This is a genomic window from Flammeovirga sp. SubArs3, assembly GCF_947387565.1.
Lineage (GTDB): Bacteria > Bacteroidota > Bacteroidia > Cytophagales > Flammeovirgaceae > Flammeovirga > Flammeovirga agarivorans.
The window spans coordinates 344,933-368,361 of sequence record NZ_CANDOA010000002.1 but is presented as its reverse complement, the minus strand read 5'-3'; the positions used below and the strand labels follow the sequence as shown (position 1 = coordinate 368,361).

The following is a 23,429-nucleotide window of genomic DNA, read 5'->3' as shown; positions in this document are numbered from 1 at the left end:
AGGGGTAATGACTATTACACAAAAACCGTCTTATGAAATTTAAAATTACGTCTCATTCGGCTATAATAATAGCCTTATTGACTCTTTCTCTTCATATCACCGGATACGCACAAATAACCAACATTGGAAGTGGTAGTTATACTACTTCCTATCCAGGAACTGATGCAGCGGGGAGAAACAGCTACCCTACGGGCACACCTCAACTAAGCGGAAACGCAGTTGATAAACCCGTACCAACTAATGATTGGTGGTCCACTTTAATACAAAGTGATCACGCTTCTAACTTATTCAATTATCCAATTTCTATGAAAACCACCAACGAGGGTTTAGTGATGAGCTATATCTCTTGGGGTGTGTTTGATGATTTACTTCCAATCGTTGTAGGAGTTGACGGACTTTCAGCATCTCAGGCTACAGTTGCAGACCATAGTGATTGGACTGTAACTATAGACTGGAATGATGGTTCGCACCACCTACAAGCTACATCTGGTATAGGTATGCCCTTCGTCTATTTCTCAAAAGGCGATGATGATGTAGCAACAATTACTATCAACCACGGAACAGTAACTGTTTCTGATGAAATGATCATGGTACAAGATGCTAGAGAAGGTGCTGATTTTGTAATCTATGCACCTACTGGTAGTACTTGGACTCAAGATGGCAGTACTTACTCATCATCTTTAAATGGTCAAAATTACTGGTCAGCAGTTATGCTACCACAGTCTACTTCTGACGTTGCAACTACTGCAGCTGATTTCCAAAAATATGCTTATGTATTCCCTACAAATACTACTGTAGCATGGGATTACGATGCTTCTGCTTCTACACTGACGACAGATTTTACTGTTACTACAGAAGTTAAAGAAGGCGATGATACAAATATGCTTTTAGGATTACTTCCACACCAATGGGCTAATCTTTCAGATGCATCAACAACGCCAGGTTCTATCGCTTACACTACAGTAAGAGGTGAATTAAAAATGATTGAAGGTAATACTTTCCAAGTTGAAAATACATTTAGAGGTATCCTTCCAACATTACCGTATGTCAACAACAACAGTGAATCTTTTGATGTATCAGCATTATTGTCAAAAGTGAAATCTTTAGAAAATGAAGGTTTATCAGACTGGACAGATTCTTACAATGAAGGACAAGCAATGAACCGTTTGATCCAAAATGCAAGAATAGCTGACTTAATGGGCGAAACTGAAGTAAGAGATAACATCATCACTACTATTAAGACAAGATTAGAAGATTGGTTAACTGCAGAAAGTGGTGAGGTAGCATTCTTATTCTACTACAACACAGACTGGAGTGCTATGTTGGGTTACCCTGCCGGTCATGGTCAAGACTCAAATTTAAATGACCACCACTTCCACTGGGGTTACTTTATCCATGCCGCAGCATTTTTAGAGCAATATGAGCCAGGATGGGCAGATCAATATGGTGATATGATCGACTTATTGGTTAGAGACGCTTCTTCTCCAAATAGAGACGACGAGTTATTCCCATTCCTAAGAAACTTTAGCCCATATGCAGGACACTGTTGGGCAAATGGTTTTGCTTCTTTCCCTCAAGGAAATGATCAAGAATCTACGTCAGAAAGTATGCAGTTCCACTCTTCATTAATTCACTGGGGATCGGTTACTGGCAACGATGAAATTAGAGATCTAGGAATCTATTTATATACAACAGAACAAACGGCTGTCGAAGAATATTGGTTCGATATGAACGAGCGTAACTTTAAAGATGATCAGGCTTATAGCTTAGTATCAAGAGTTTGGAGTAACAGCTACGACAATGGAACATTCTGGACAGCAGACATTGCAGCATCATATAATATTGAACTTTACCCTCTTCATGGAGGCGCACTGTATTTGGGACACAACACCGCTTATGTCGATAAATTATGGAATGAAATGACCCAGAATACTGATGTGCTAAATAATGTAGAGAACCCAAATCTATGGTACGATGTGATGTGGGGCTACTTATCTTTCTCTGATCCAAGTAAAGCATTAGAGTTATACAACGACTATCCAAACAGACCATTAAAATTTGGTGTATCTGATTCACACACCTACTATTGGTTACACAGTATGAACGCCCTTGGTCAGATTGATGTTTCTGTTACTGCAGACCATCCTATGGCTGTTACTTTTAACAATGATGGAGAAAAAACATACGTTGCTCACAACTATGGTACTTCAGAAATCACAGTAACTTTCTCTGATGGCTATGAACTAGCAGTAGCTGCTGGCCAAACAGTAACAAACAAAGATGTTGAAATTGAGAGTTTATTGGAAACTAGCTTCGAACAAGCTGCAGTCAATGGCTCAATCGATCTTACATTAACTGTTGAGGAAGTAACTCCTACGAAAGTTGAATTTTTCGACAACGGTAATCTTCTTGGTGAACTAACTACTGCTCCATTTACTTTTTCTGCTACTCAACTTTCAGCAGGTGAGCATCGTTTTTATGCAAAAATCCATACTGATGAAGCTGTAGATGTTTCTAACATCATTACAGTTGTTGCAGGTCTTCAAGTTCCTTTTAACAACGAAATCAATGTAATTCCAGGTACTATAGATGCTGGTAACTTTGACCAGTTCGAAGGTGGCCTTGGCCAAGGTATTACTTACTTTGATGTTTCTGCCTATAACGAAGGAAACTACAGAGAAGATGAGTATATCGATAATGTTGCAGACGAAGCGGAAGGAGCTACAGTTGGATGGACAGCTGGTGGCGAATGGATGGAATATACTGTAAATGTTGAAACTGCAGGTGTGTATGATTTCACTTACAGATATGCAAGTGCAAATGGAAATGGCGGTGGTCCTTTCTACTTGTCAATTGATGATGAAAAAGTTTCTGAAGACATTGAAGTAGCTACAACAGGAGGTTGGGGTACTTGGGCTTCGGCAACAGTAAACAATATAGAACTTACTCAAGGACAACATATTCTTAGAGTGTCTTTCCTAGGTGGTGAATTTAACTTAGGTAGAATGACTTTCGGTCGTACTGGAGACCTTTCTTATGATGTTCCTGTAGCTGATGCAGGTGAAGACCAAGTGGTAGATATCTCTGCAGGTAGCTTCAGCTTAGATGGTTCTAACAGTTCAGACCCAGGAAACAACTCATTGACTTATGTATGGACTCAAGTATATGGTGCTAGTGTTATTGAATTTGAAGGTGAAACAACATCTACTCCTACTTTAGGCAACTTAGTAGAAGGTGAGTACCTTGTTCAACTAACAGTAGACAATGGTGAGTATTCTAACAGCGATGTGATTAAATTAATTGTTACTGCTGACGGTAAAATTGCTCCAACAGTACAATTAACTGCTCCGAAAGATGGAGATATAGTTTTTGTTAATTCTTCAATCATGCTAGCTGCAGAAGCTTCTGATATTGATGGAGATGTTAGTTCTGTAGAATTCTTTGTAGATAATGAATCTGTAGGATCTGTAACTGATCCATTCGAATTATCATGGACTCCAACGGAAGCAAAAGATTACACTATCTATGCTATAGCAACAGATAATGATGCTAAAACAAGTACAAGTAAAACATTCACAATTACAGCACAAGAAGCACCTTCTTGCTCTGGAACAAGTGATAATGGCGATTATGATTTTGAATTATCAGACGCTAGTGAAAACCCTACGCTAACATTTATTCCTAATCAATCAGGAATGGGTTCTCCAACTTGTATTTTATTCCTTTCTATCAACGGTGGTGGATATGGTGGTTACAATGCTACGCCAAATGAACCATTCCAAATTACAGCTGCTAATGGAAGCGAAATCTCATTCTATTATACTTACTCACACCCTGAAGGTGGAGAAAGAAATACATCAGCTACACCGAATACCTTCGTTGTTGGAAGCTGTGTCAGCGAGCCTGTAGACACTACAATTCCAACAATCGAAATTGTTACACCAAATCATGGAGCCTCATACAAAGAGGGAACTAATATTTCAATTTCAGTTACAGCTGCTGATACTGACGGTTCAGTAGCACAAGTCGAATTCTTTGTAGGTGAAAGTTCTATTGGAACAGACACTGAGGCTCCTTATTCTATTAATTGGAGTGTTGTTAAAGGTAAGAGTGTAATCACTGCAGTGGTTACAGATAATGATAACAAAACAGCAACTTCAAAAGAAATAGAAGTAACAGGTACATCAGCCAACTCATGTTATGAAGCAGAAATGGCAAATGGTCACTTCAGTTATTCATTCTCTGGAGAAGCTGAGAATCCAACACTGACGTTCATTCCATTAATTGATGGAATGGGTGATAATGTATTGATCTTATTCTACAAAACTGGTGATGGTGCATACCCTGGTTACAATGCAAAACCTAACGAGCCATTCCAATTAAATGCTCCTGCTGGAAGTGAAGTATCTTTCTATTACACTTACTCTCACCCAGAAGGTGGTGAAAGAAATACAATTGAAGATATTCAAACATTTACTGTAGGAAGCTGTGGAGATGATGACGAAGGAGATGAACCAACGTTAAAGGTTGCAGGTGTAGATAAAGATAAAAGCTATGTGATTGGTCAAGATATTACGCTAACAGCTGAGGTACTAAATGGTAGTACTACAGTTACATCAGTAGAGTATTTTGTCAATAACAATAGTGTAGGTAGTGTTTCTGCTGCTCCATATACTTTAAAATGGACTTCTGATGTTAGTGGCGATGTCACTTTCAAAGCAACAGCAACTTTTGATGATGCTACCACAGTTACTTCTGAAGAAACAACTGTTTCTATTGGTAATATTACTCCATTCGGAGATACAGCGGCACAGATCCCTGGTACTATCGAGTCTGGTCATTACGATGTATTTGAATTCGGTAACGGACAAAACATCACTTACTTCGACTTGGTAGCTTACAACGAGGGTGATTATAGAAAAGATGAATTTGTAGATGTTGTGTATGGTGAAGATGAAGGGCCAACTATTGGTTGGACAGGTCCTGGTGAATGGTTAAGGTATACAGTAGAGGTTACTACATCAGGAATCTATTCCTTCTCATTCAGGTATGCATCCGATAACTCAGAAAGTAGAGGTCCATTCTACATTGAAGTAGACGGTACTAATATTTCGGGTAATATCTCTGTAGATGCTACAGGCGGATGGAATACTTGGCAAAGTAAAACTGTAGAGGGCTTATCACTTACGAAAGGGGAACATGTAATGAAAGTCTATTTTATTGATGGTGGTTTTAATTTAGGTAAAATGACTTTTGAACTTACAGAAGAAGTAAGTGATAATGCACCTACAGTTACTTTATCAACTACAGATGATCAATCTTCTTTTGAAATAAACAGTGAAGTTGCTTTCACTGCGACAGCAGAAGATGAAGATGGTACAGTAAGCAAAGTAGATTTCTACGTTAATGATGAACTACTTGCTACAGTTACTGAAGCTCCTTATACATTTAACTGGACAGGTGATGCTGTTGGTGAATATACAGTAAAAGCGATAGCTACAGATAACGACGAACTTACAGGTACAACTCAAGCTGTTATAAATATCGTTGATAGCAGTATTGGTGAAGAAGAAAACGTTGCACCAACAATTTCAGTAGCAACATCAGACGAAGCGACAACTTACACATTAGGAGCTACGGTTTCTTATACGATGGATGTAGCAGATACTGATGGTTCTATTGAGAAAGTTGAGGTATTTGTAAACGATGAATTAGTAGAAACAATTACTGCAGCTCCATTCGAATTAGATTGGACACCTGATGCATCAGGTACTTATGAAGTTGAAGTAGTTGTAACAGACGATCAGGGAGCAACAACATCTGCTTCGATCAGTATTGTGATTGAGGAAGCTGAAGTAACAAGTCTAGAAGATGAGTTAGTAAAAGTTTCTTATTACCCGAACCCTGTTAGTGATATTCTTGTATTAGATCTTCCTGAGCAAGATCAGAACATCAATATCATCAACATTGAAGGTAAATTGATCCGTCAATTATTGCATCAAGGCAATCATGTTGAAGTTGACTTCCAATCTTTAAAATCTGGTATCTACTTTATTCAGATTCAAGGGGAACAACAGTTTAGTCAAATCAAGGTGATTAAACAATAATTATAATTGGTACACATAGAAGACAATTATTTAAGGACAGACAGTAAAAAGGCTACTCCGTTTCGGAGTAGCCTTTCTGTTTTTATTAGAATGCTTCTCTTATACCAAAATACCAAACCATTCCATCTTTACCATAGGTAGTATCAAACCTTATATTAATACGTTCATAAGGTAATATTGCATACCTAATACCCAGTGCGACAACAGGTAAATGTTCTGCATCTGTAAAGTTGTTGTAGTATCCAAATACTTTACCATCACCCACCATAGCAATGAACCCTAATTTATTATTTAATAAAGGCGAAGTATATCGATATTCGACCTCTACATTTAATGCATTTTTATCGGTATGTGTTCCCGACTGATATCCTCTTTGTACATCACCATTTATTCTACCATAAATAGAAAAATCTTGCTTTTGGACATCTCCTACTAATATGTTTCCATAAACTTTGGTAGCAATAATATGTCTATGATTTTTAGTTAGTGACCAGAAACCCATCATTTTGAAGTTATTACTAAAATAGGCATTGTTGTTTTGTCCTTCAGAGAAAAACTCTGTTCCCGTATAACTCATATAATATCCTTTATAGGGAAACTGAACATTGTCTCTAGTATCATAATCAAGTTTTAATGCTAAGCCATGGTTTACTGAAGCTCCGTTCATGTCGTTATTTTCCAACGCTTCGACAGCTTCTGGAGTATTACCTGTAAATCCATAGCTTTTATACGTATACCCAAGTCCCATATACAAACTAGGTACTACCTTATGCATCGCATACGTTTCTAACTGCCTTACTTCTTGAGTAACATCTTGAACTGTTTTTTGGGAATAATCCAATTGTCCATTCTCATCTACTCCATATAATGATAAATCTTTATTGAGGTTTCCATACCCTGCTCTAAGTTTCAATCTCCATGTATCCTCTTTTAAGTATAGTTCATTATTCATTCCTATTATATAAGAGTTATTTGAAGTGTAAATTCCATAAAAAGCTGTAGTGGAAGCAGGAGATATCATGTCTCCTTTAGAGGGATAATAGGTGAGCATGGGAGCTAGAAACATACCATACTTAATAGAAGGATCATAAAAAGGACCTGGAATAACTTTGAACTTCACCCCTTTTCTTTCATTGGCATCGTTAAACTTTGTCATTTCTTTCTTCTGCTTTTCTCCTGTTTGGTCTTGTGCCCAAAGTTTTGTTGTGGATAAAGTTAGTATCAATAAAATAGCGATCAGATTAAATTTCTTAGTACTCATAGCGAATATTTTGTTTAAACTACAACATAATTAACGATATGAGTTATAAATACTGGCATCAAATATTGATCAAACGTTATCAAATTACGATCACATTAACCGAATAGTTAATTCATGATTTATTACCGATAGCGTTCAGAAGAGCAGAAAAGGTTTGTAATTGGTGCATTCATGGGTGACCATCTATCCAAAGGAATTCATTTACAAGCATTTAAACCAAAATAATTGCTACTTACATTCAACGAAAACACAACATTTTAACCAGCATTGCTAATTCAAACGATGAAATGAAGATGATCAACAAACCACTAATCTCTCACCTTAAAAAGGTAGTTTTTATCTCCTTTGGATGTCTGTTATTATCATTTGGTACTAAGGCGAATAATATATCAATTAGTAACATTAGTATCACATCTCAAGATATCGATGAGGAAACTGCCGTTATTGAATTTGATCTTTCTTGGTCTAACTCATGGAAAGTAGCCTTTGGGCCTTCAAACTGGGATGCTGCATGGATTTTTGCAAAGTACAGAGAAAACGAAGGGGATTGGAAGCACTGTACATTAAGTTATGTGAATGGTACTGGAATTACAGATGGGCATCAAGTACCTAGTAATGCCAACATATCGTCTGCTTTGGATTTCACCGATATTGATAATTATTCTAATGGTGTTTTTCTATATTCTGCTAATGAATTAACACAAAGTAGTAACAATGCTAATTATAGTAATGTAGGGCTGAAATGGGATTACGGTTACAACGGAGTTGATATTAATAATGCTATAGAAATAAAGGTATTTGCCATTGAAATGGTCTATGTACCAGAAGGAACTTATGTGTTGGGAGCGAATTATAGTGGAGGAGAAAACTTCTTTACGAGTATATTATCAATTGATGGAGAAAATAAATCATTTAGTCTAACTACTAAAAATGGTTCGACTGCTAATGTAAATGCAAGTTTTCCTAAAGGTTATCAAGCTTTTTACTGTATGAAATATGAGATTACTCAAGGACAGTATTGTGACTTTTTGAATACTTGCAGTTCTCCAAACAATAGATATAAATCATCATTTTCTGGCGACCGGTTCAGATACAATTTAAGTATTACTGGTGATGATTATAGCAGTAGCACTCCACATGTTGCTTGTAACTTTCTTTCATGGGCGGACATTGCTACTTACTTGGATTGGGCTGCTTTAAGGCCGATGACCGAAATGGAATATGAAAAAGCCTGTAGAGGTTTTGAAAGTACCAGCGTTATTGGAAACTTCCCTTGGGGAACTAGAGAACTAAAAGATGGTACTGCAGATACTGAAGCCACAGACTATGTGCTTACAAGTACCGATGAAACTGAAACTGTAACAGATGCTACTTTTGATGCCACAAAAGGTAATGCCCTTTGTAGTTACACTTATGGGAATTTAGAAGGACCTATTAGAGTTGGAGCGTTTGCCGCACAGACAAATAATACGAGTAAAGCAACCGCCGGTGCATCCTATTTTGGCATTTTAGAATTAGCCGGAAATATTAAAGAGAGAGTCATTGATGCTATTACTGCCGGAGAAACCTTTGATGGTACTCATGGAGATGGAACGATTGGTTCTGGTGGATTATACATGGATCTTCCTTCATGGCCTGGTAGTACGGGAGATCCTGGTATTGGTAACCGTGGAGGTTCTTTCATTCAAAAAGACACAAAATTATTGACTACAGACCGTAGCGATATGGTAGTAGCAGAAAGTAGAATCAATGTTCATGGTGGACGAGGAGTAAGAACAGCACCTTAAAAGTAAAAGTTATGAAATACAATATCATCTTTTTATATGCTCTTCTTTTGAGTTCATTTCAAAGTTTTTCTCAAGATATTTATTCTGGTGGTGATGGTAGTGGAAATGGCACTATTACTTACGAGGTAAACAATACCGTTTATTTGGGAAGTGGTAACCAAGAAAACAACGGTTCGTTTTTGTATACCATTAACAATCAGATTTACTCCGGAGGATACGGTCATGGTGCTGAAGTAGGTATATATTCGGCAGAAGAGTTAACCGATTTACCAATAACACTTGCTTCCTTTGAAGCTGAAATCACAGAAGACAATATTGTGGTTTTACAATGGATTACTGCTTCTGAAATAAATAATGATCATTTTGTTATTGAAAAACAGAAGGCAGGATCTAAATCTTGGACCGAAGTAGGTACCGTATTGGGAGCGGGTCAATCTCAACATCAAATTAACTATACCTTAAGAGACACAAAACCTTTATCAGGAAAATCATATTATCGATTGAGGCAAGTCGACTTTGATGGTCAATCTTCTACTTATGGTCCCTTAGCCATTTTTAATCAAGAAGCCTCATCGAGAGTTTCTATCTATCCAAACCCAACACAAAACGTTTTAACAATTGAACAGGAAGGGATAATCGCAAAGCAAATCACATTTGTTGATTTGTCAGGAAAAATCGTCTCAAATTCAATACAGGTAGTCCAACAAAACGACTTCTTTGTACAATTGAATATCCACAACCTACATCCCGGTGTTTACCTTATTAAAATTGGGAAAAGTAATTATAGAATCATTAAGCAATAAAAAAGAAAACTAGTTGAACAACAACTAGTTTTCTTGATAAATTGGTATCCAGTAATATACCTAACTACTCGTATATTTATTCTCTCTTATTTTGACTGTTGCTGCTTTTTGATGTTTTTAAAGTTTTCAGCATTCACTTCTTCACCTGTAGTTACATAATGGTCTACTGCCAACATATAATCAGATAATTGTTTCTTAAATTTTCCTTTAGCAAGACTTCCCATAAAAGCAGGCTTCGTTCTATAGTCGAAAGTAAAAATTAGTTTACTCGTATTCTCATCTACTTTTTCCACTTTATATTCAGCAAAAGAGTATTCTGCATCTAATGGTAAAGTTCCACTATTGGTGATTTGTACTTTAAAGCTGTGTTGATCAGGGTTAAATTCCACTTGCTTCTCTTTAATGTATTTAGACCCATCCATATTCAGGTTACAAACCCTTTCAGCACCTTCACATCCATGAGTAGGGCTATCGTTTAAATAATCTGAACTTACAATTTTGGGGTGTGATTTATGAATTTCACCAAATTCTTCGCCTACAACTTTCCAAACACTTTCAACTGGAGCATTTATTATTCTTGATACTTCAACATGCTGTGTCTTTTTCTCTTGAGCAATAACTTGAATGGATAAAACTGTTAAGAAAAGAAAGGTTATAAATTTAAATTGAGTTTTCATGAGTGTTCTTTTTAGTAATGTTCTTTATTGAATTAATGACATTACAAAGGTGGGCGTTTCATGCTGGATCTTTTGGGAGGATAAGCTCAAAGGTTAGGAAAATTGGTTCACACTTATTTAAAGTCATTATTGTACATTAATTCTATTGATACAACCTAAAGATTATGAGATCGTTATGTTAAGAAAGTGAAAATTCATTAAGACCTTTTATCAAAATCTACTTATCATGAAAAAAACTCTAGTTATTCTTGCTCACCCTAATTTTGAACATTCTATTGCTAACAAAAAGATTATTTCAGAATTAGAGAAAAATATTGAAAACATAGAAGTAAGAGATATTCACGCTTTATATCCAGATTATAAGATTGATGTTGAAGCAGAGCAAAAAGCCCTATTAGAGAGTGATAATGTAATTTTTCAATATCCATTTTATTGGTATAACATGCCTGCCATCTTAAAGAAGTGGTTTGATGATGTTTTTACCTATGGATTCGCTTATGGAGCGGGAGGTGATAAATTGAAAGGCAAAAATTTCCAATTAAGCTTTACAGTTGGAGCAAAAGAAGAAGCTTATTCTCCACTAGGTTCAAATCATTTTAAAGTAGACCGCTTTTTGATCCCTATGGAGCAAACTGCTTACCTTACTAAAATGGAATTCCAGAAACCAATGTATGCTTTTGGGTGTGTTTATGTTAAAGATGTTTACAACTCTCCTGAAGAAGTTGAAAAAAATGCTGCTGAATATTCAGTGAGGCTTTTAGAAAAAATAAATTCTTATAAATAAATAATACGAACAAAACGTAGACAACTAATCATATAAAGTCGGCTTTTTAAGTCGGCTTTTTTGTATTTATAGAGATTACACCTACAGTATCACAAGCTAAAAATAGTACAATAATTTACATTTGAATTCACAACAAGTGATTATTAAAATCAACCAATTAATTAATGAAATAGTACATAATTCACTTATACAATTCAATATTAAATTGTATAATTATTTCAATAATAAAATTAACAGTAACATTACACACTTCTGTTATCTATCTAAATTCTAAAGTATTGTTTTCAAAAATGTATCTGAAGTCCTACAAATTCTAAATTTAGTCACTTCATACGATTAAATATTTATAATGTACTAAATTACACTTTTACAAAAACATTGAAAAACAAGTGATTTAAGGTATAAAATCAACTTCACACACCTCTACTTACGTTGAACTCTACAATTATTTCGTTAAACAACTATTAAATATTATTAACATTCAAAATTATTGTTTTTGAATTTTATTAAGGAATATTGTCATGTATCAAATTTATAGAAACACTAGATCTACCCAACTAAATTTTGATTCTTATTACCCAGAACTAGTTCTAAATTGTTAAATTATTTATTTCTTAATCAAATTTTAAAAGTAGAAAATTAGTCTTTACCTATTCATTATTTTGTCGTTGATTATCGACAACAGTTTTATTTATCGTACATGCTATCTTGAAATATGTCTATTTGTTATCAAATTGATCAATCTTTCTTGTAGGTAAATACCTACACAACATCTTTCTGTAACACTTTGCACATATTTTGATTGACCATGTAGATAGTCAACCCCAAAAACAGATACAATCTGGATAAAAATTATCCTTTACCCTTTTATTCACAACTAATTCATTACGACTAAAATGAAAAAGCAAATTTTATTAGCAGTTGCATTTCTTGCAACAATGATGGTTTCTTGTTCTACAGAAGACACAGACACTCCTAGCCCAGCTGCGGAATCGGTAGATTTACAGGTAAATGTATCGAACAGTGCCTTATCAAATGCCAGAATCGCTGGTATTGAAAACTTAACATGGATTGATCAATCTCTAATAACAATGACCGTAAACGGTGCGGATTGGTCTAGTAATTGGACGCCACCGTCATCAGATGGTAGTACAGGTGGTACTTTAGCAGATGTACCTTTTGGTGTGACAGATTTCGAAGCAACTTACATTGATCCAAGAAATCAAAACAACCAATGGAGAGCAATGGTAAAAGCAGAAGATGGAAGTTCTGCTGAGGATGCAATGAACGAGGCAAGAGCATTACGAAATCCTTTTGTTGATTACATTGGAGAACAAAATCAAGAAGTTAACTCAACAACTGAGTTGGACGAATTTAGCATGGTAGCACAACAAGGTAGAATTACAGTAGGCCTTGCATTAGAAGATCAAGCAGCAGGTAAATTCTATGCTTTGCAGGCAAATTTCCAAATTAAGAGAGCTGATGGAACAGTAATCTACAACCAAGGAGGATGGACAGATTATGCATACAATCCAATGCGTTATGGCTGGGGTATTGACTTCTCAGACAGACAATTAACTGATGATACGTTTGTCTCTATTGATGTTAGAATTTGGGAAGTAAGTGCTGAAGTAACTCCTGGTCAAAACTTCCAAAAAGTTGATGGAGGTATTGAGCATAGATTCCACTTTGATGGTGATCCTAATGCTGCACAACCATCTACTCATAATGGAATGAGACTATATGGTTTAGAATCCCTAATGGCTGAAAATGGAATAGCTAAAGGTTTAGCGATCACATTTGACGAAAGTTTCACTCCTACAATTACTACATTCACAGGTCTTACTTTCGACTTTGCTCCACTTACTGAAGAACAAACTGAAGTAATAGAGATCCAATAGAATAATAATATTTGTATTGCAATTTTAAATACACCAAAGGTTATTTCATTATGATAACCTTTGGTGTTATAAAAGTCAATGTTTATGATTCTTACCCAATTTTTACATGCCAAAGGATTGGGTTTTTATACAATTATCTTTACCTATATTTCAATTTTAGCCGGTAATCATCGGTTTCAAAATTTCTCATTTACATCATATATAATTATTCTTTACCCAAAACTAATCAAGAAGCAGAACATCAATTAAGATTTTAGCAATACATAAAAAATATTTTCTCTGTCTTTTCCACAACTAATTCAATTCGACTATTATGAAACAATCATTCTTAACATCTGCTGCAATTATTTTAATTGCAGCAGCATGTAATACACAAAATGATGATTCAGCTCCTCCAACCCCAGCGGTTGAAACCACAAACCTTAAAGCATTTGTTGGAGCTGACGGTGTATCTAATGCCCGTATTACTAATGCGGTACCAACCAACCAATTTATTACTTACGATAATATTATCATGCGCACTGGAGGTGATGTTAGTTCACTTTCTGCTTTCACTGGATGGACTGCCCCTGTTGATGAAAATGGATCAGGAACATTAACTGATGTTCCATTTGGTAGTACATACTTCCAAGCCACATATGAAGAAGAAACTACCTATACTCCTGGTGATGGTTATGATGCCAAAGGTTTCAGGTCATTAAGACTTAATGTCACTAGTAATTTTGACATTATTGAAGAGATAGAAAATGCTAGAAATGCATTTAACCCATTAATTGATTACTCCTCACAACCTCAATACCATGATGTGAACTCCACTACAGAATTAGATGATTTTATTATGTCTCCTGATGGTGGACGTTTTACTTTTGGTTCTGTATTAGAAAATACCAATGAATTTTATGAGATGTTCCTAAACATCAAAATTTATGATGAAGATGATAATATGATTCAGGATAATACTGTAGTCGTCGACAAAGCTATTGTGGTAGATTACACAAATGCAGATGAGATCAAGGAAGGGTCATATATCGTTCTCACTCTAAAGATTAATGAAGTTAATCAAGCAGGAGAAGATATTAATTCATCAAATTCTGGTACGCCAGGTGAAGATGGCTTACAATATCAATGGATATTCTCTGGAGGACCAGAGTTTAATGTAAGTGGAATGATCGACGCCGGAGGAGAACAAGTTCCAATTGATGGAGGTTTCAATACCTGGGATATGGATGCATTACAAGTTACAAATGGTGTAGCAAAAGGGTTTGCTATTGTTATTGATGAATCACTAACACCTGCTGTTAAAACTATGAGTGCAGATCTATTCAACTTTGAAGAATTAACTGAAGAGGACGAAGTGATAGAAATAGAAAATTAAGTTGTAACAGTAAGTAATAGTTTAACAATTAATGGTACCCGTAGCGAATTTTTCTCTACATGGTATATAGCAACCACTTTTTCATTTTATACATAGGTTTATTATTGTTTTTGTTTATCCAGAAATAGAGGTTACTGCTCAATGTTGAGTGTAACCTCTTTTCTTGTCCCTATTATTTTATGTGTAATACAAGATCTTTAGCATACTGTTGGATGTAATACCTTATTAAATCCTATAATGCTAATGACAACTTGCTCTACATATAACACTGAACAAACTTATCAACATTATTACGTATTACACATCACAAAAAGTAAAAGGGAAGCCTAACAATAAGACTTCCCTCTAAGTTTGAACTATAAATCACCTTTGTTGTGATTTATCGCACTAATCTATCCTTGCATTGGAATAACGAATTCTATTTTCTTGTTTCTTTGTAAATGGTACTCTTACTCTTTGTCCATCCATTTCATAGATAATGTCATACTCATCCCATTCTATAAAAGTATTACTTACCTGAGACATATCGTATTTATCAGCTTTCATCGGTAGTGGAACAAAAGATGCGTTTTTATTTTCTCCACCCCATTCAAAATGTCTCATCCCTTTTACAGAACAATCATCATGAATTTCATAAGCATGTAATTTTCCATCAATATTGGCTACAAAAACACCTATTATAGCACTTCGACCAGATTTTCTTCCAAAGAATGCTCTCTGAGTAGCATCAAACATATTTACACTTCCTAACACCACTTCGCTTGCGTTAGGAATTCTATACATGGCTTCGCCATTTCTTACTTTATCACAAGGATCATCATCTCCTGATCGAATAGCATAACTATCCACTGTAATATCACATGGCAAGTCTCCGCTAATACTAGATGGTATTAAAATTTCAGGTTCGGCATCGTATGCAGCAACAAAGTTCACATCAAAACCGTCTGGAGTTTGTGTATCTGCATGATCTACGATTTTCACCCAATATACTTTATCGGATGCTACACCACTAATATCAAATTTATTATTGGTAATGGAAGCCGTACCTACCATAGTCCAATCGGCATGGTTTTCTAAATTTTCTGTATAATATCTTTGATCAACATCTGGTAAAACATAAACGGATGCTTTTTCTTTGTATGAAGCGTACGCATCTTCGATGGTTGTGAATTCGGCAGGTCTACCCCAAGTAGTTTCTACTACTTGTAAATGAGTCGTACTGTTTACAGCAACACCATTTTCAAAACGCATTAAAACGTAACCTCCGTTACCTCCCAGTGATACAAATTTCGCAGCATTTTTACGGTAATCTGCTATATCTGCATTGGCTGCATTCGGACGAGAATCTCTAGAATCATTGTACTCCTCTTCGGTCATGTTCTGAGGATCTCTACTCATTCCGCTAGCAGGACGATACAGTTTCACTTCAGCATATTTATGATTATTATCCCCCGTATTTTCATTCCATTCGGTATAATAATCTTTTCCTGGATCTGTTATTTCCTTATTATTATCCGATTTTGGATTAAAAGTATTTTTATCAAAATCTTGTGTAGAAGCCATGTCTCCATTCGCTAATTTTGACATTCCAAAAGGAAAATTGATTGTAGGGTTCGCAATTACATCTCCATTAAAATTGTAGACCTTAAACCAAGTAGCTCCATTTGATGAAACCATAAAATGATTATCACCAACTAATGCTGCACCTGTTACTTTGTTTTGTCCTTGTAAAGAGAATAATCTCTTGGTAGAAACATAGAACTTTTCTTTTCCGCTATTGTTCTCATAAGTTCCCATTTCTACGACCATAGCTTTGGCTAATTTTTGTCCATTCACTCTATCTTTGTGTCGAGTAAATGAGATCAACCTTTCTGTTTCGAAGCCATCAGTTTCTTCACTATTCTGTGAGAAAAGAATGTCTCCACCGATAAATTTTGGACGAGTAGAAGACAGTGCATCATCGTCATAATACTCTTCTTCTTCACTGACAGTTTCGATAGGATTCATCACCCCATTTGCAGGTGTGTTAGAGAAAGACCTGTACTTTTTTAAGGTAAGTAATGAACTAGTTGATGTTCCCCAAGCTACACCAGAAGGTAATTCAACCTCTAAAAATTCTCTTCCAGCGATAAAAAGACGGTCGTCTCTATCGAAATCGACTTGAGTGATTCTTACATTTCGATTTAGATTGTAAACTACTAAATCTGTAGATGTCAGTGCTGTAGAATAATCTTCACGAATTGGTACTAATGTGATTTTCCCATTTCCATTCCCGACAACAACCACCCATTTTTTATCAGGAGTAATTGCAATATGAGAATGACCAGAAATACTTACGATGGGTTGTAAGGTAGCATTACCTTGTAAACCTTGGAAATCATATTCGACTTCAAAAATTGATGCCATTCCGTTTTTGTTATCACATAAGAATGTTCTTTGCGAAAACGGCATTCTTTTACTAGAAACTTCTTCCTGTTCAGGCGAAACAGCTGTTTCTTTGATTTGTTTTTGACATGCGAGTGATCCCATTAACAAGAGGCATAGTATACCTCTAGAAAGTAGTTTATTCATAATGTTAAAATAAAGTGGTAAAGATAGCTTTGTGTCAGTAGTAGTATTAATAAAAAGCAGTCTCGATTGAATTGATTTTTAAATAGTTTGAGTTATAATTTTCTTTTTATTGTAGGTAAACTGACAAAAGTTAATTTAACACTTATTTAATATTTGAACAAATTGAACAACGATTTTAACAATATAGTTCCACACAACTAATAAAATTATTTTTTTATATTTATGAATAAACATTCACTAAAATGCAAAATAAGCTACTCTCTATTCAACTTGGTTCATTAGAAGCAAATTATCAAGAATTCTCTACAGAAGGTGTTCCTGCCCATTTTTATGGGGCTAATGGGTTTCCTACAGATGTTTACTATGAATTAACTTCTGATTTATCTCAAAAATATGCATTAAGTAGTTTATACTTTAGAGGATGTTGGGAAGATATTTATCAACCTAATAAACAAATTGACTGGATGTTATATGCAGACGATCTCATTCAGTTTATAGAACAAAAATACACTACACCTATTGTTGGCATTGGGCACTCTCAAGGAGCCACTGCTACTCTTTTAGCCTATATCAAAAGGCCCGATTTATTTAAAGAATTGATCCTTATTGAACCTGGTAGCGTATCAAAAACCATCCAAATGATCTTTAATCCTATGCCGCTGTTTATCAAGAAAAGAATTAAACCGATGAAGGCGACAAAGGGGAAGAAAAAGACATGGGATGATATTGATGAGTACTACCAATATCTAAGACAAAATAAAGGTTATAAAAGATTTGATGATGCTCAATTATATCAACTCGCATCAAGAAGTTTATCCAAGTCGTACACACTGTTATATGATCCTGTTTGGGAAATGTATAATTATGGAAAACCAAGAAACTTAGACAACGCTATCAAAAAAGTTGAAATACCCTTTAAAGTAATTGCGGGTAAACCTTCCCTTTTTCTAACGGATAAAGTCAGAAAAAAATGGAAGCAATTGAACCCACATCTTCAACTCATAGAAATCTATGAAGGTGGTCATCTGCTTCCATTGGAATTTCCTCATAAAGTAGCCGAAGTGATTTAAACGACTAGACTCTTTCTGAAATCTGTGGGTGTAATGTTATACTCCGACTTAAACATCTTTGAAAAGTAGCCTATATCATTGAAACCACAATCGTAAGCAATGTCAGAAATTCTTTCGTTGGTGACTCTCAACATATTTTCTGCTTTTGCCAAACGTTTGGTTTTTATGTATTGATTGGGACTCGTATTAAATACGGTCTTAAATTTCCTTTTGAAAGTTGATAAACTTAAACCAGTAAAAAAGGCGAGGTCTTGAATACTTAAATCTTCATAGAGATGAGCATGAATGATTTCCTTAAAATCATATTCTTTCGCTTTGAAAAGGTTATTAAGCATCATCTTTATCTTTCCATTTTTATCAGAATTGATAAGAATCAAGAGTAACTCCCTCATTTTCAACTTAAGTAGTTCTTCAGTCATCATTTCTTTATTCTGAAAATAAAAAAGCATTGAATTGATAAATGTATCCAACATTATATTGGCTTCTACCATTTCTACTGCGTTGTTTTCTATGCTTGAATTCTGCTGAAAATTCTCCGGTATATTATCATCATATATCGTTGAAATAATTTCAGGATTAAAATGAGCCACAAAAACTTGTGATTTGGAATCGTCTGCGTTTTTATCCCATACATTCACAAAGTTATCGCACTTCATAATAAAGTGGTCTCCAGATTTCAGCTTTAAATGGTTATCCGGTACATACAGGTTGGTATTTCCATTGATGATTTTTACGAACCTAGCTTCATCTACAAAGGCAGAATTGGCTTTAAATGGAGGTGTAAAAATCGCTGTTCCAATAGACGGTTTACTGTTAATGTCAAAATGAAAAAGTTCGAAACTCATGCTAGTTGTATTAATAATAAGAAAGGATAATCACAGTTAGGGGTTAACTAATTTAAAAATTGATATCAGTAGAAAGTATCCATGTCGATCACAGTTTATATAATGCATCCTGCCATCGCATTTCAACAAGTGGTGTGATTATCTAAAAACTAAATTAAATAAATACACTGAAGAATAAAGTTTCATGTATGAAAAAAGCCATCTTCTTTTTAGAAAATGGCTCTCAAGTCACAATATGTAAGACGAACTAGAATGTTTTTGTCATATTTAAATTACATACGATCGTAAACTCATTGTCTCCTTTATTCATATCTTCCACCTTCGATAAATCACTTTGATCTACAAAAGAGATGACACCACAAGTCACTTTTTTATTGTAATGTTTTACATACCAAACCGTACCTTCATGATTTTTAGAATGGAAATTACCATTAAAATGAAGCATCGATTTTCCTTTATTATCTTTTAAAGCTTTCACAATAGAGTTACCCATTGTTGCATCTTTGATTGCTTGTGCAGCTACAAAGTTTTTAGCTTTACCTTTCATGCCATGCCCTGCCATCATGTCTTCCATTTCTTTATAAGAAGGTAAGTCATAAGGCACTTCTATTGGAAGTGGAGCGATATATTGTTTCTTGGTTGACTTTTCTAGTTTTTCTAATTCTTCCAAACCTTTTTTAGAAACGATACTTGCATACCTTCTTGGTACATTTGTCGCTACAAAAGGAGCATTTATCTCTTTAGCAAAATCTACTAATGGGGCATAGTCTGTTTTATAGTTGTCCCAAGCTTTTCCATCTTTAATAAGAGTAGCTTCTTTGATATAACCTTCAAGGTATTCGTTCAAAACTAATTGGTTATCTCTTTCAAACATTTCAGCACCAAAAATAATCTCATTATTCTTTGCTGTTGCTAATGATTTCGATAACTCAAATTGTAACCAATGGGCAATTGGGTTATTGTGTAGTTCACCAAAAAAGACAACATCATATTGCTCTAAGGCTTTAGACATTTCCTCAAAGGTTACTTCTTTTCCTTCTTTGTCGAAGATCTGATATGCTTTCAACTGTGCGTTCACAATAAGCGAAGTAAATAAAAGAATAGTTGATAAAAGAAGTTGTTTCATCAGTAATATTAAAATGGAAGGGAGACTTAACTAAGCCTCATCGTAAAACATATTGTAATTTAATATAAAAACCGCAGAACAATATAAATGTTCTACGGTTTATGCTCAGAGGTATTCTGAATATAGTGACAATTGAAATTATTCAGCAATTAAACGTTGGAACTTGAATTTAGGGAATCCCTTAGTACCATCCTCTTCGCTATAGAAATCTGTAAATGTAAGCTTGTATAATTTACCTTCTGATGACTCTACAATATAGTATTGGTCTTCAACGATTTTGTAAGTGAACGTTTCGAAATCTAACGCTTTCCAATCTGAACCAATAGCATCAGCACTTGATGATAATGTTAAAGCAGAAGCATCTTCGAAAGTAACATCGTTATAAGCTACGAAAGTTTGCCCTTCTTCTTCTAATTCTGCTTTGTTTAAACGAAGTGCCTTAGCTGTACCTTTGTTTACTAAACCACCTGTCATGTAATAAGGAACTTGTCCATCTTCTCCATCAGAAGTGTAACCGTTATAATAAGTCATCACGATGTCCCATCCTTCGCTACCTTCAGCAGTGTCTACACCACCTGGGATATCAAATTGTACATATCCTGCATCGTTCCAGTGGATACCTGTTGTATCTGCATTCGTATCCGCAGAAGCAGCATCAAGATCGATGTATACCTGACGGTTATAGTCTAACTCAACCTCAGTCACTGGTCCGCCTGGGTATTGTTCTTTTTCGATAGTTACTACTGGTAATCCATAAAGAGAAACTTGTAGATCATGAGAAGAAGTATCTTCTGGTACTACCGGAGTAGATTCTTCGTTACAAGATGAAAGTAGAGCGATAGCTGAAAGAATTGTTACTAGTTTTTTCATTGTTATTTTGTTTAAGAAAAAGTTTCAAAATTGAATAGAACTTATTGTGAATTATGGTTTACCGATGGCTACTTTGAATGATACAAAGTAGGTTCTTCCCCAAGCGATCAACATCGATGTACCTCCAGAGTGTGCACCACCATTCGTAGTGTTAGTCACATCTGTTACATCTAAAATATTTTTAACCCCTGCCGTTATAGCATACTTTTTATTTTTGAAGTTTTTTGTTGAAGAGAAGTTCAGCATGTTGTAAGCATCTACTGTTCCTTCCTCTACCGGAGCATCAACATCAGAAACTGTTAATTGAACTCTTGCTCCTGTGTATTTGTAATCTAATCTTGCTGACAAATCAAATTGAGGCCAGAAGTAGGAAACAGATGAAACAAGATCTATTGAATATCTAAAGTCAAAAGTTCCTTCATTGTACAAGTCGTAACCTATTCCTGTCAGTGTTACTCCTGCATCAATCTTTAATTTGTTATTGTTATTATAAGTGGCTTTAAAAGTTCCACCTTGAGTTTTCTTCTGGGAAACGTTCGTATAGATATACGATCTTCCATCTTCTCCTTGTGCCAACTCAATAACATCGTTCAAGTGGTTATAAAAAGCAGAAGCTTCTAACCTTACTAAAGCACTTTCCGATAACTCTAAATTCTTACTAATATTTCCCGTTAAGCTGTAAGACGTTTCAGCCTGTAAGTCCGGGTTTCCATAGATTTCATGGTTTGAGTCCACAAAATTCATGTACATTTCTTTTAAAGAAGGTGCTCTAAAACCTTTTGCAAAAGACAATCGGCCTGCCCAAGATGATTTATCATCGTACTTCACATGAGCAGAATAGATCAGTGGTGCTCCAAACTGAGAATGATGGATAAATCTTGCTCCAGGCTGGAAAGCCCATCTTTCAGATATTTTCATATTCATATCTGTCCAGATTGCATTTTCAGTAAGTCTTGCTCCTTCATCCATTTTATCACCGCTACCTGTTTCGTCTGTTAACTCATAGCCTGCATTTACTTTCCACCAATCATTTACCTGTTTTGCATAAGAAAGACGAGTATTTAATGTTTGGAATGCATCATGCGATGGATCTCCTTGTGGTGTTTCTGTACCTTCATTGATCTTTACAAAGTATTGCTGACCGTGTCTATCATATGTATTGTATGATATCATACCCTGAAAAGCATCACCATTATTAAACTGCTTATTGAACTGACCGTAATACGTGATTCTATCTGTAATATAATTCGAATCGAATGCTCTAACTGGATTTGTAGGCGAAGTATAATCTCCCACCAATGTTAAATCTTCTCTACCAAATCGAACACCCACTTTTGTATCCCAACCTGAAAACTTATATCCATAATATACATCAGCGTTGTACTGATCTTTTGGATTAAATGACATGGATCTTGTTGATTTATCCGGATCAAAGCCATTAAATAATCGAGTACCACCACTGATACCCCATTTATGATTCTTCTTTACACCAGATACGTTCACATCACCACTCACTAAGCCTACAGATTCACCATATACTTTTGCTACACCTTGTACCGTATGGTATTTGTTTTCTTTGGTGATAATATTTATCGTACCTGCTAATGCATTGGATCCATAAACGACAGACATTGGCCCTTCGATAATTTCAATATGATCAATTTGTGCTGCATCTAGCTGTGATAAGTCAATGTTACCTCCTTGTCTACCAACTACAGGCATTCCATCAATCAATATTTTTACATGCTGACCTTCTAAACCTTGCATGATAATTCTAGTACCCAAAACACCATCTTGTTGAAGGTTGATATTTGGTTGAAATCGTAGGGCATCCTGTATCGTTTGCACTCCCATTTTTTCAAGAGTTGGACCGTTGATCACTTCTATTTTGTAAATTGATTCATCTACTTTTTGAGGTTCAACACTGGCTGTCTTCACCACTTGATCCAACATTAGTAAGTCTGGTTTTAGTTTTACAGCATAAGTTCCAGGTTTAGATAATTCTAATTCTGTTGTCTTAAATCCAGTATAAGAAACTATACACTTGGTTTGTTCAGAAATTTTCAATTCTGTTTTACCTTCCTGGTTTGTAGTATAATATGATCTTTCTCCTGTAGAAGATAATAAACAAACATGAGCACCAATCATAGGTTTTTGCTCGTTGTCTATCACCTCGATCTTAATTAATTGAGATTGTGCCCAACTAAATAGAGGGAGAAGAATAAGAAATATTGTTGTAGTAATTTTCATTA

Annotated in this window: 14 protein-coding genes; 7 read left to right on the top strand and 7 right to left on the bottom strand. The window is 35.2% G+C overall.

The features are described 5' to 3' along the window. Positions 1 to 32: 32 nt before the first annotated feature. A complete protein-coding gene (locus tag QL232_RS06050; RefSeq protein ID WP_281613458.1) occupies positions 33 to 6,107 on the top strand; it encodes an Ig-like domain-containing protein in 6,075 nt (2,024 codons plus the stop codon). Positions 6,108 to 6,192: 85 nt separating this feature from the next. Here QL232_RS06050 and QL232_RS06045 read toward each other — a convergent pair whose 3' ends face one another. Next, positions 6,193 to 7,368 carry a BamA/TamA family outer membrane protein gene (locus QL232_RS06045; protein WP_281613457.1) on the bottom strand — a complete coding sequence of 392 codons (1,176 nt, stop codon included), beginning with the start codon at positions 7,366 to 7,368 and terminating at the stop codon, positions 6,193 to 6,195. Between the two features lie 293 nt (positions 7,369 to 7,661). On the opposite strand from QL232_RS06045, the gene QL232_RS06040 reads away from it, so the two are divergent. Together QL232_RS06040 and QL232_RS06035 are read left to right on the top strand one after the other, a co-directional pair. Next, a complete protein-coding gene (locus tag QL232_RS06040; protein ID WP_281613456.1) occupies positions 7,662 to 9,155 on the top strand; it encodes an SUMF1/EgtB/PvdO family nonheme iron enzyme in 1,494 nt (497 codons plus the stop codon). A gap of 11 nt (positions 9,156 to 9,166) precedes the next feature. Then, a complete protein-coding gene (locus QL232_RS06035; protein ID WP_281613455.1) occupies positions 9,167 to 9,958 on the top strand; it encodes a T9SS type A sorting domain-containing protein in 792 nt (263 codons plus the stop codon). An 86-nt stretch (positions 9,959 to 10,044) separates the two neighbouring features. On the opposite strand, the gene QL232_RS06030 is transcribed toward QL232_RS06035, so the two are convergent. Continuing rightward, positions 10,045 to 10,635, bottom strand: coding sequence for an SRPBCC family protein (locus QL232_RS06030; protein WP_281613454.1), 591 nt, complete (start codon positions 10,633 to 10,635; stop codon positions 10,045 to 10,047). Positions 10,636 to 10,861: 226 nt separating this feature from the next. On the opposite strand from QL232_RS06030, the gene QL232_RS06025 reads away from it, so the two are divergent. From QL232_RS06025 to QL232_RS06015, 3 genes are all read left to right on the top strand, one after another. Beyond that, positions 10,862 to 11,419: an NAD(P)H-dependent oxidoreductase gene (locus QL232_RS06025; protein ID WP_281613453.1), complete on the top strand. Its 558-nt coding sequence runs from the start codon at positions 10,862 to 10,864 to the stop codon at positions 11,417 to 11,419. Between the two features lie 896 nt (positions 11,420 to 12,315). Next, the gene (locus tag QL232_RS06020) at positions 12,316 to 13,320 is read left to right on the top strand and encodes a hypothetical protein (protein ID WP_281613452.1); all 1,005 of its coding nucleotides are present in this window, start codon (positions 12,316 to 12,318) and stop codon (positions 13,318 to 13,320) included. 313 nt (positions 13,321 to 13,633) lie between these two features. Beyond that, the gene (locus QL232_RS06015) at positions 13,634 to 14,695 is read left to right on the top strand and encodes a hypothetical protein (protein ID WP_281613451.1); all 1,062 of its coding nucleotides are present in this window, start codon (positions 13,634 to 13,636) and stop codon (positions 14,693 to 14,695) included. A gap of 387 nt (positions 14,696 to 15,082) precedes the next feature. Here the strand turns inward: QL232_RS06015 and QL232_RS06010 are convergent, their stop codons facing one another. After that, entirely contained in the window at positions 15,083 to 17,266 is a 2,184-nt protein-coding gene (locus tag QL232_RS06010) for a hypothetical protein (protein WP_281613450.1), read from the bottom strand. Between the two features lie 242 nt (positions 17,267 to 17,508). On the opposite strand from QL232_RS06010, the gene QL232_RS06005 reads away from it, so the two are divergent. Next, complete coding sequence (locus tag QL232_RS06005; protein ID WP_281613449.1) at positions 17,509 to 18,336, top strand: alpha/beta hydrolase; 828 nt, start codon at positions 17,509 to 17,511, stop codon at positions 18,334 to 18,336. Here QL232_RS06005 and QL232_RS06000 read toward each other — a convergent pair. The 4 genes from QL232_RS06000 to QL232_RS05985 all read right to left on the bottom strand — a co-directional run bounded on the left by QL232_RS06000 (position 18,333) and on the right by QL232_RS05985 (position 23,427). Continuing rightward, the gene (locus QL232_RS06000; protein WP_281613448.1) at positions 18,333 to 19,181 is read right to left on the bottom strand and encodes an AraC family transcriptional regulator; all 849 of its coding nucleotides are present in this window, start codon (positions 19,179 to 19,181) and stop codon (positions 18,333 to 18,335) included. The two genes, QL232_RS06005 and QL232_RS06000, sit on opposite strands and share 4 nt — an antisense overlap. Before the next feature lie 247 nt (positions 19,182 to 19,428). Further along, complete coding sequence (locus QL232_RS05995; protein ID WP_281613447.1) at positions 19,429 to 20,307, bottom strand: ChaN family lipoprotein; 879 nt, start codon at positions 20,305 to 20,307, stop codon at positions 19,429 to 19,431. 138 nt (positions 20,308 to 20,445) lie between these two features. Next, a complete protein-coding gene (locus QL232_RS05990) occupies positions 20,446 to 21,177 on the bottom strand; it encodes an HmuY family protein (RefSeq protein ID WP_281613446.1) in 732 nt (243 codons plus the stop codon). Positions 21,178 to 21,228: 51 nt separating this feature from the next. Further along, entirely contained in the window at positions 21,229 to 23,427 is a 2,199-nt protein-coding gene (locus QL232_RS05985) for a TonB-dependent receptor (protein WP_281613445.1), read from the bottom strand. Positions 23,428 to 23,429: the final 2 nt, after the last annotated feature.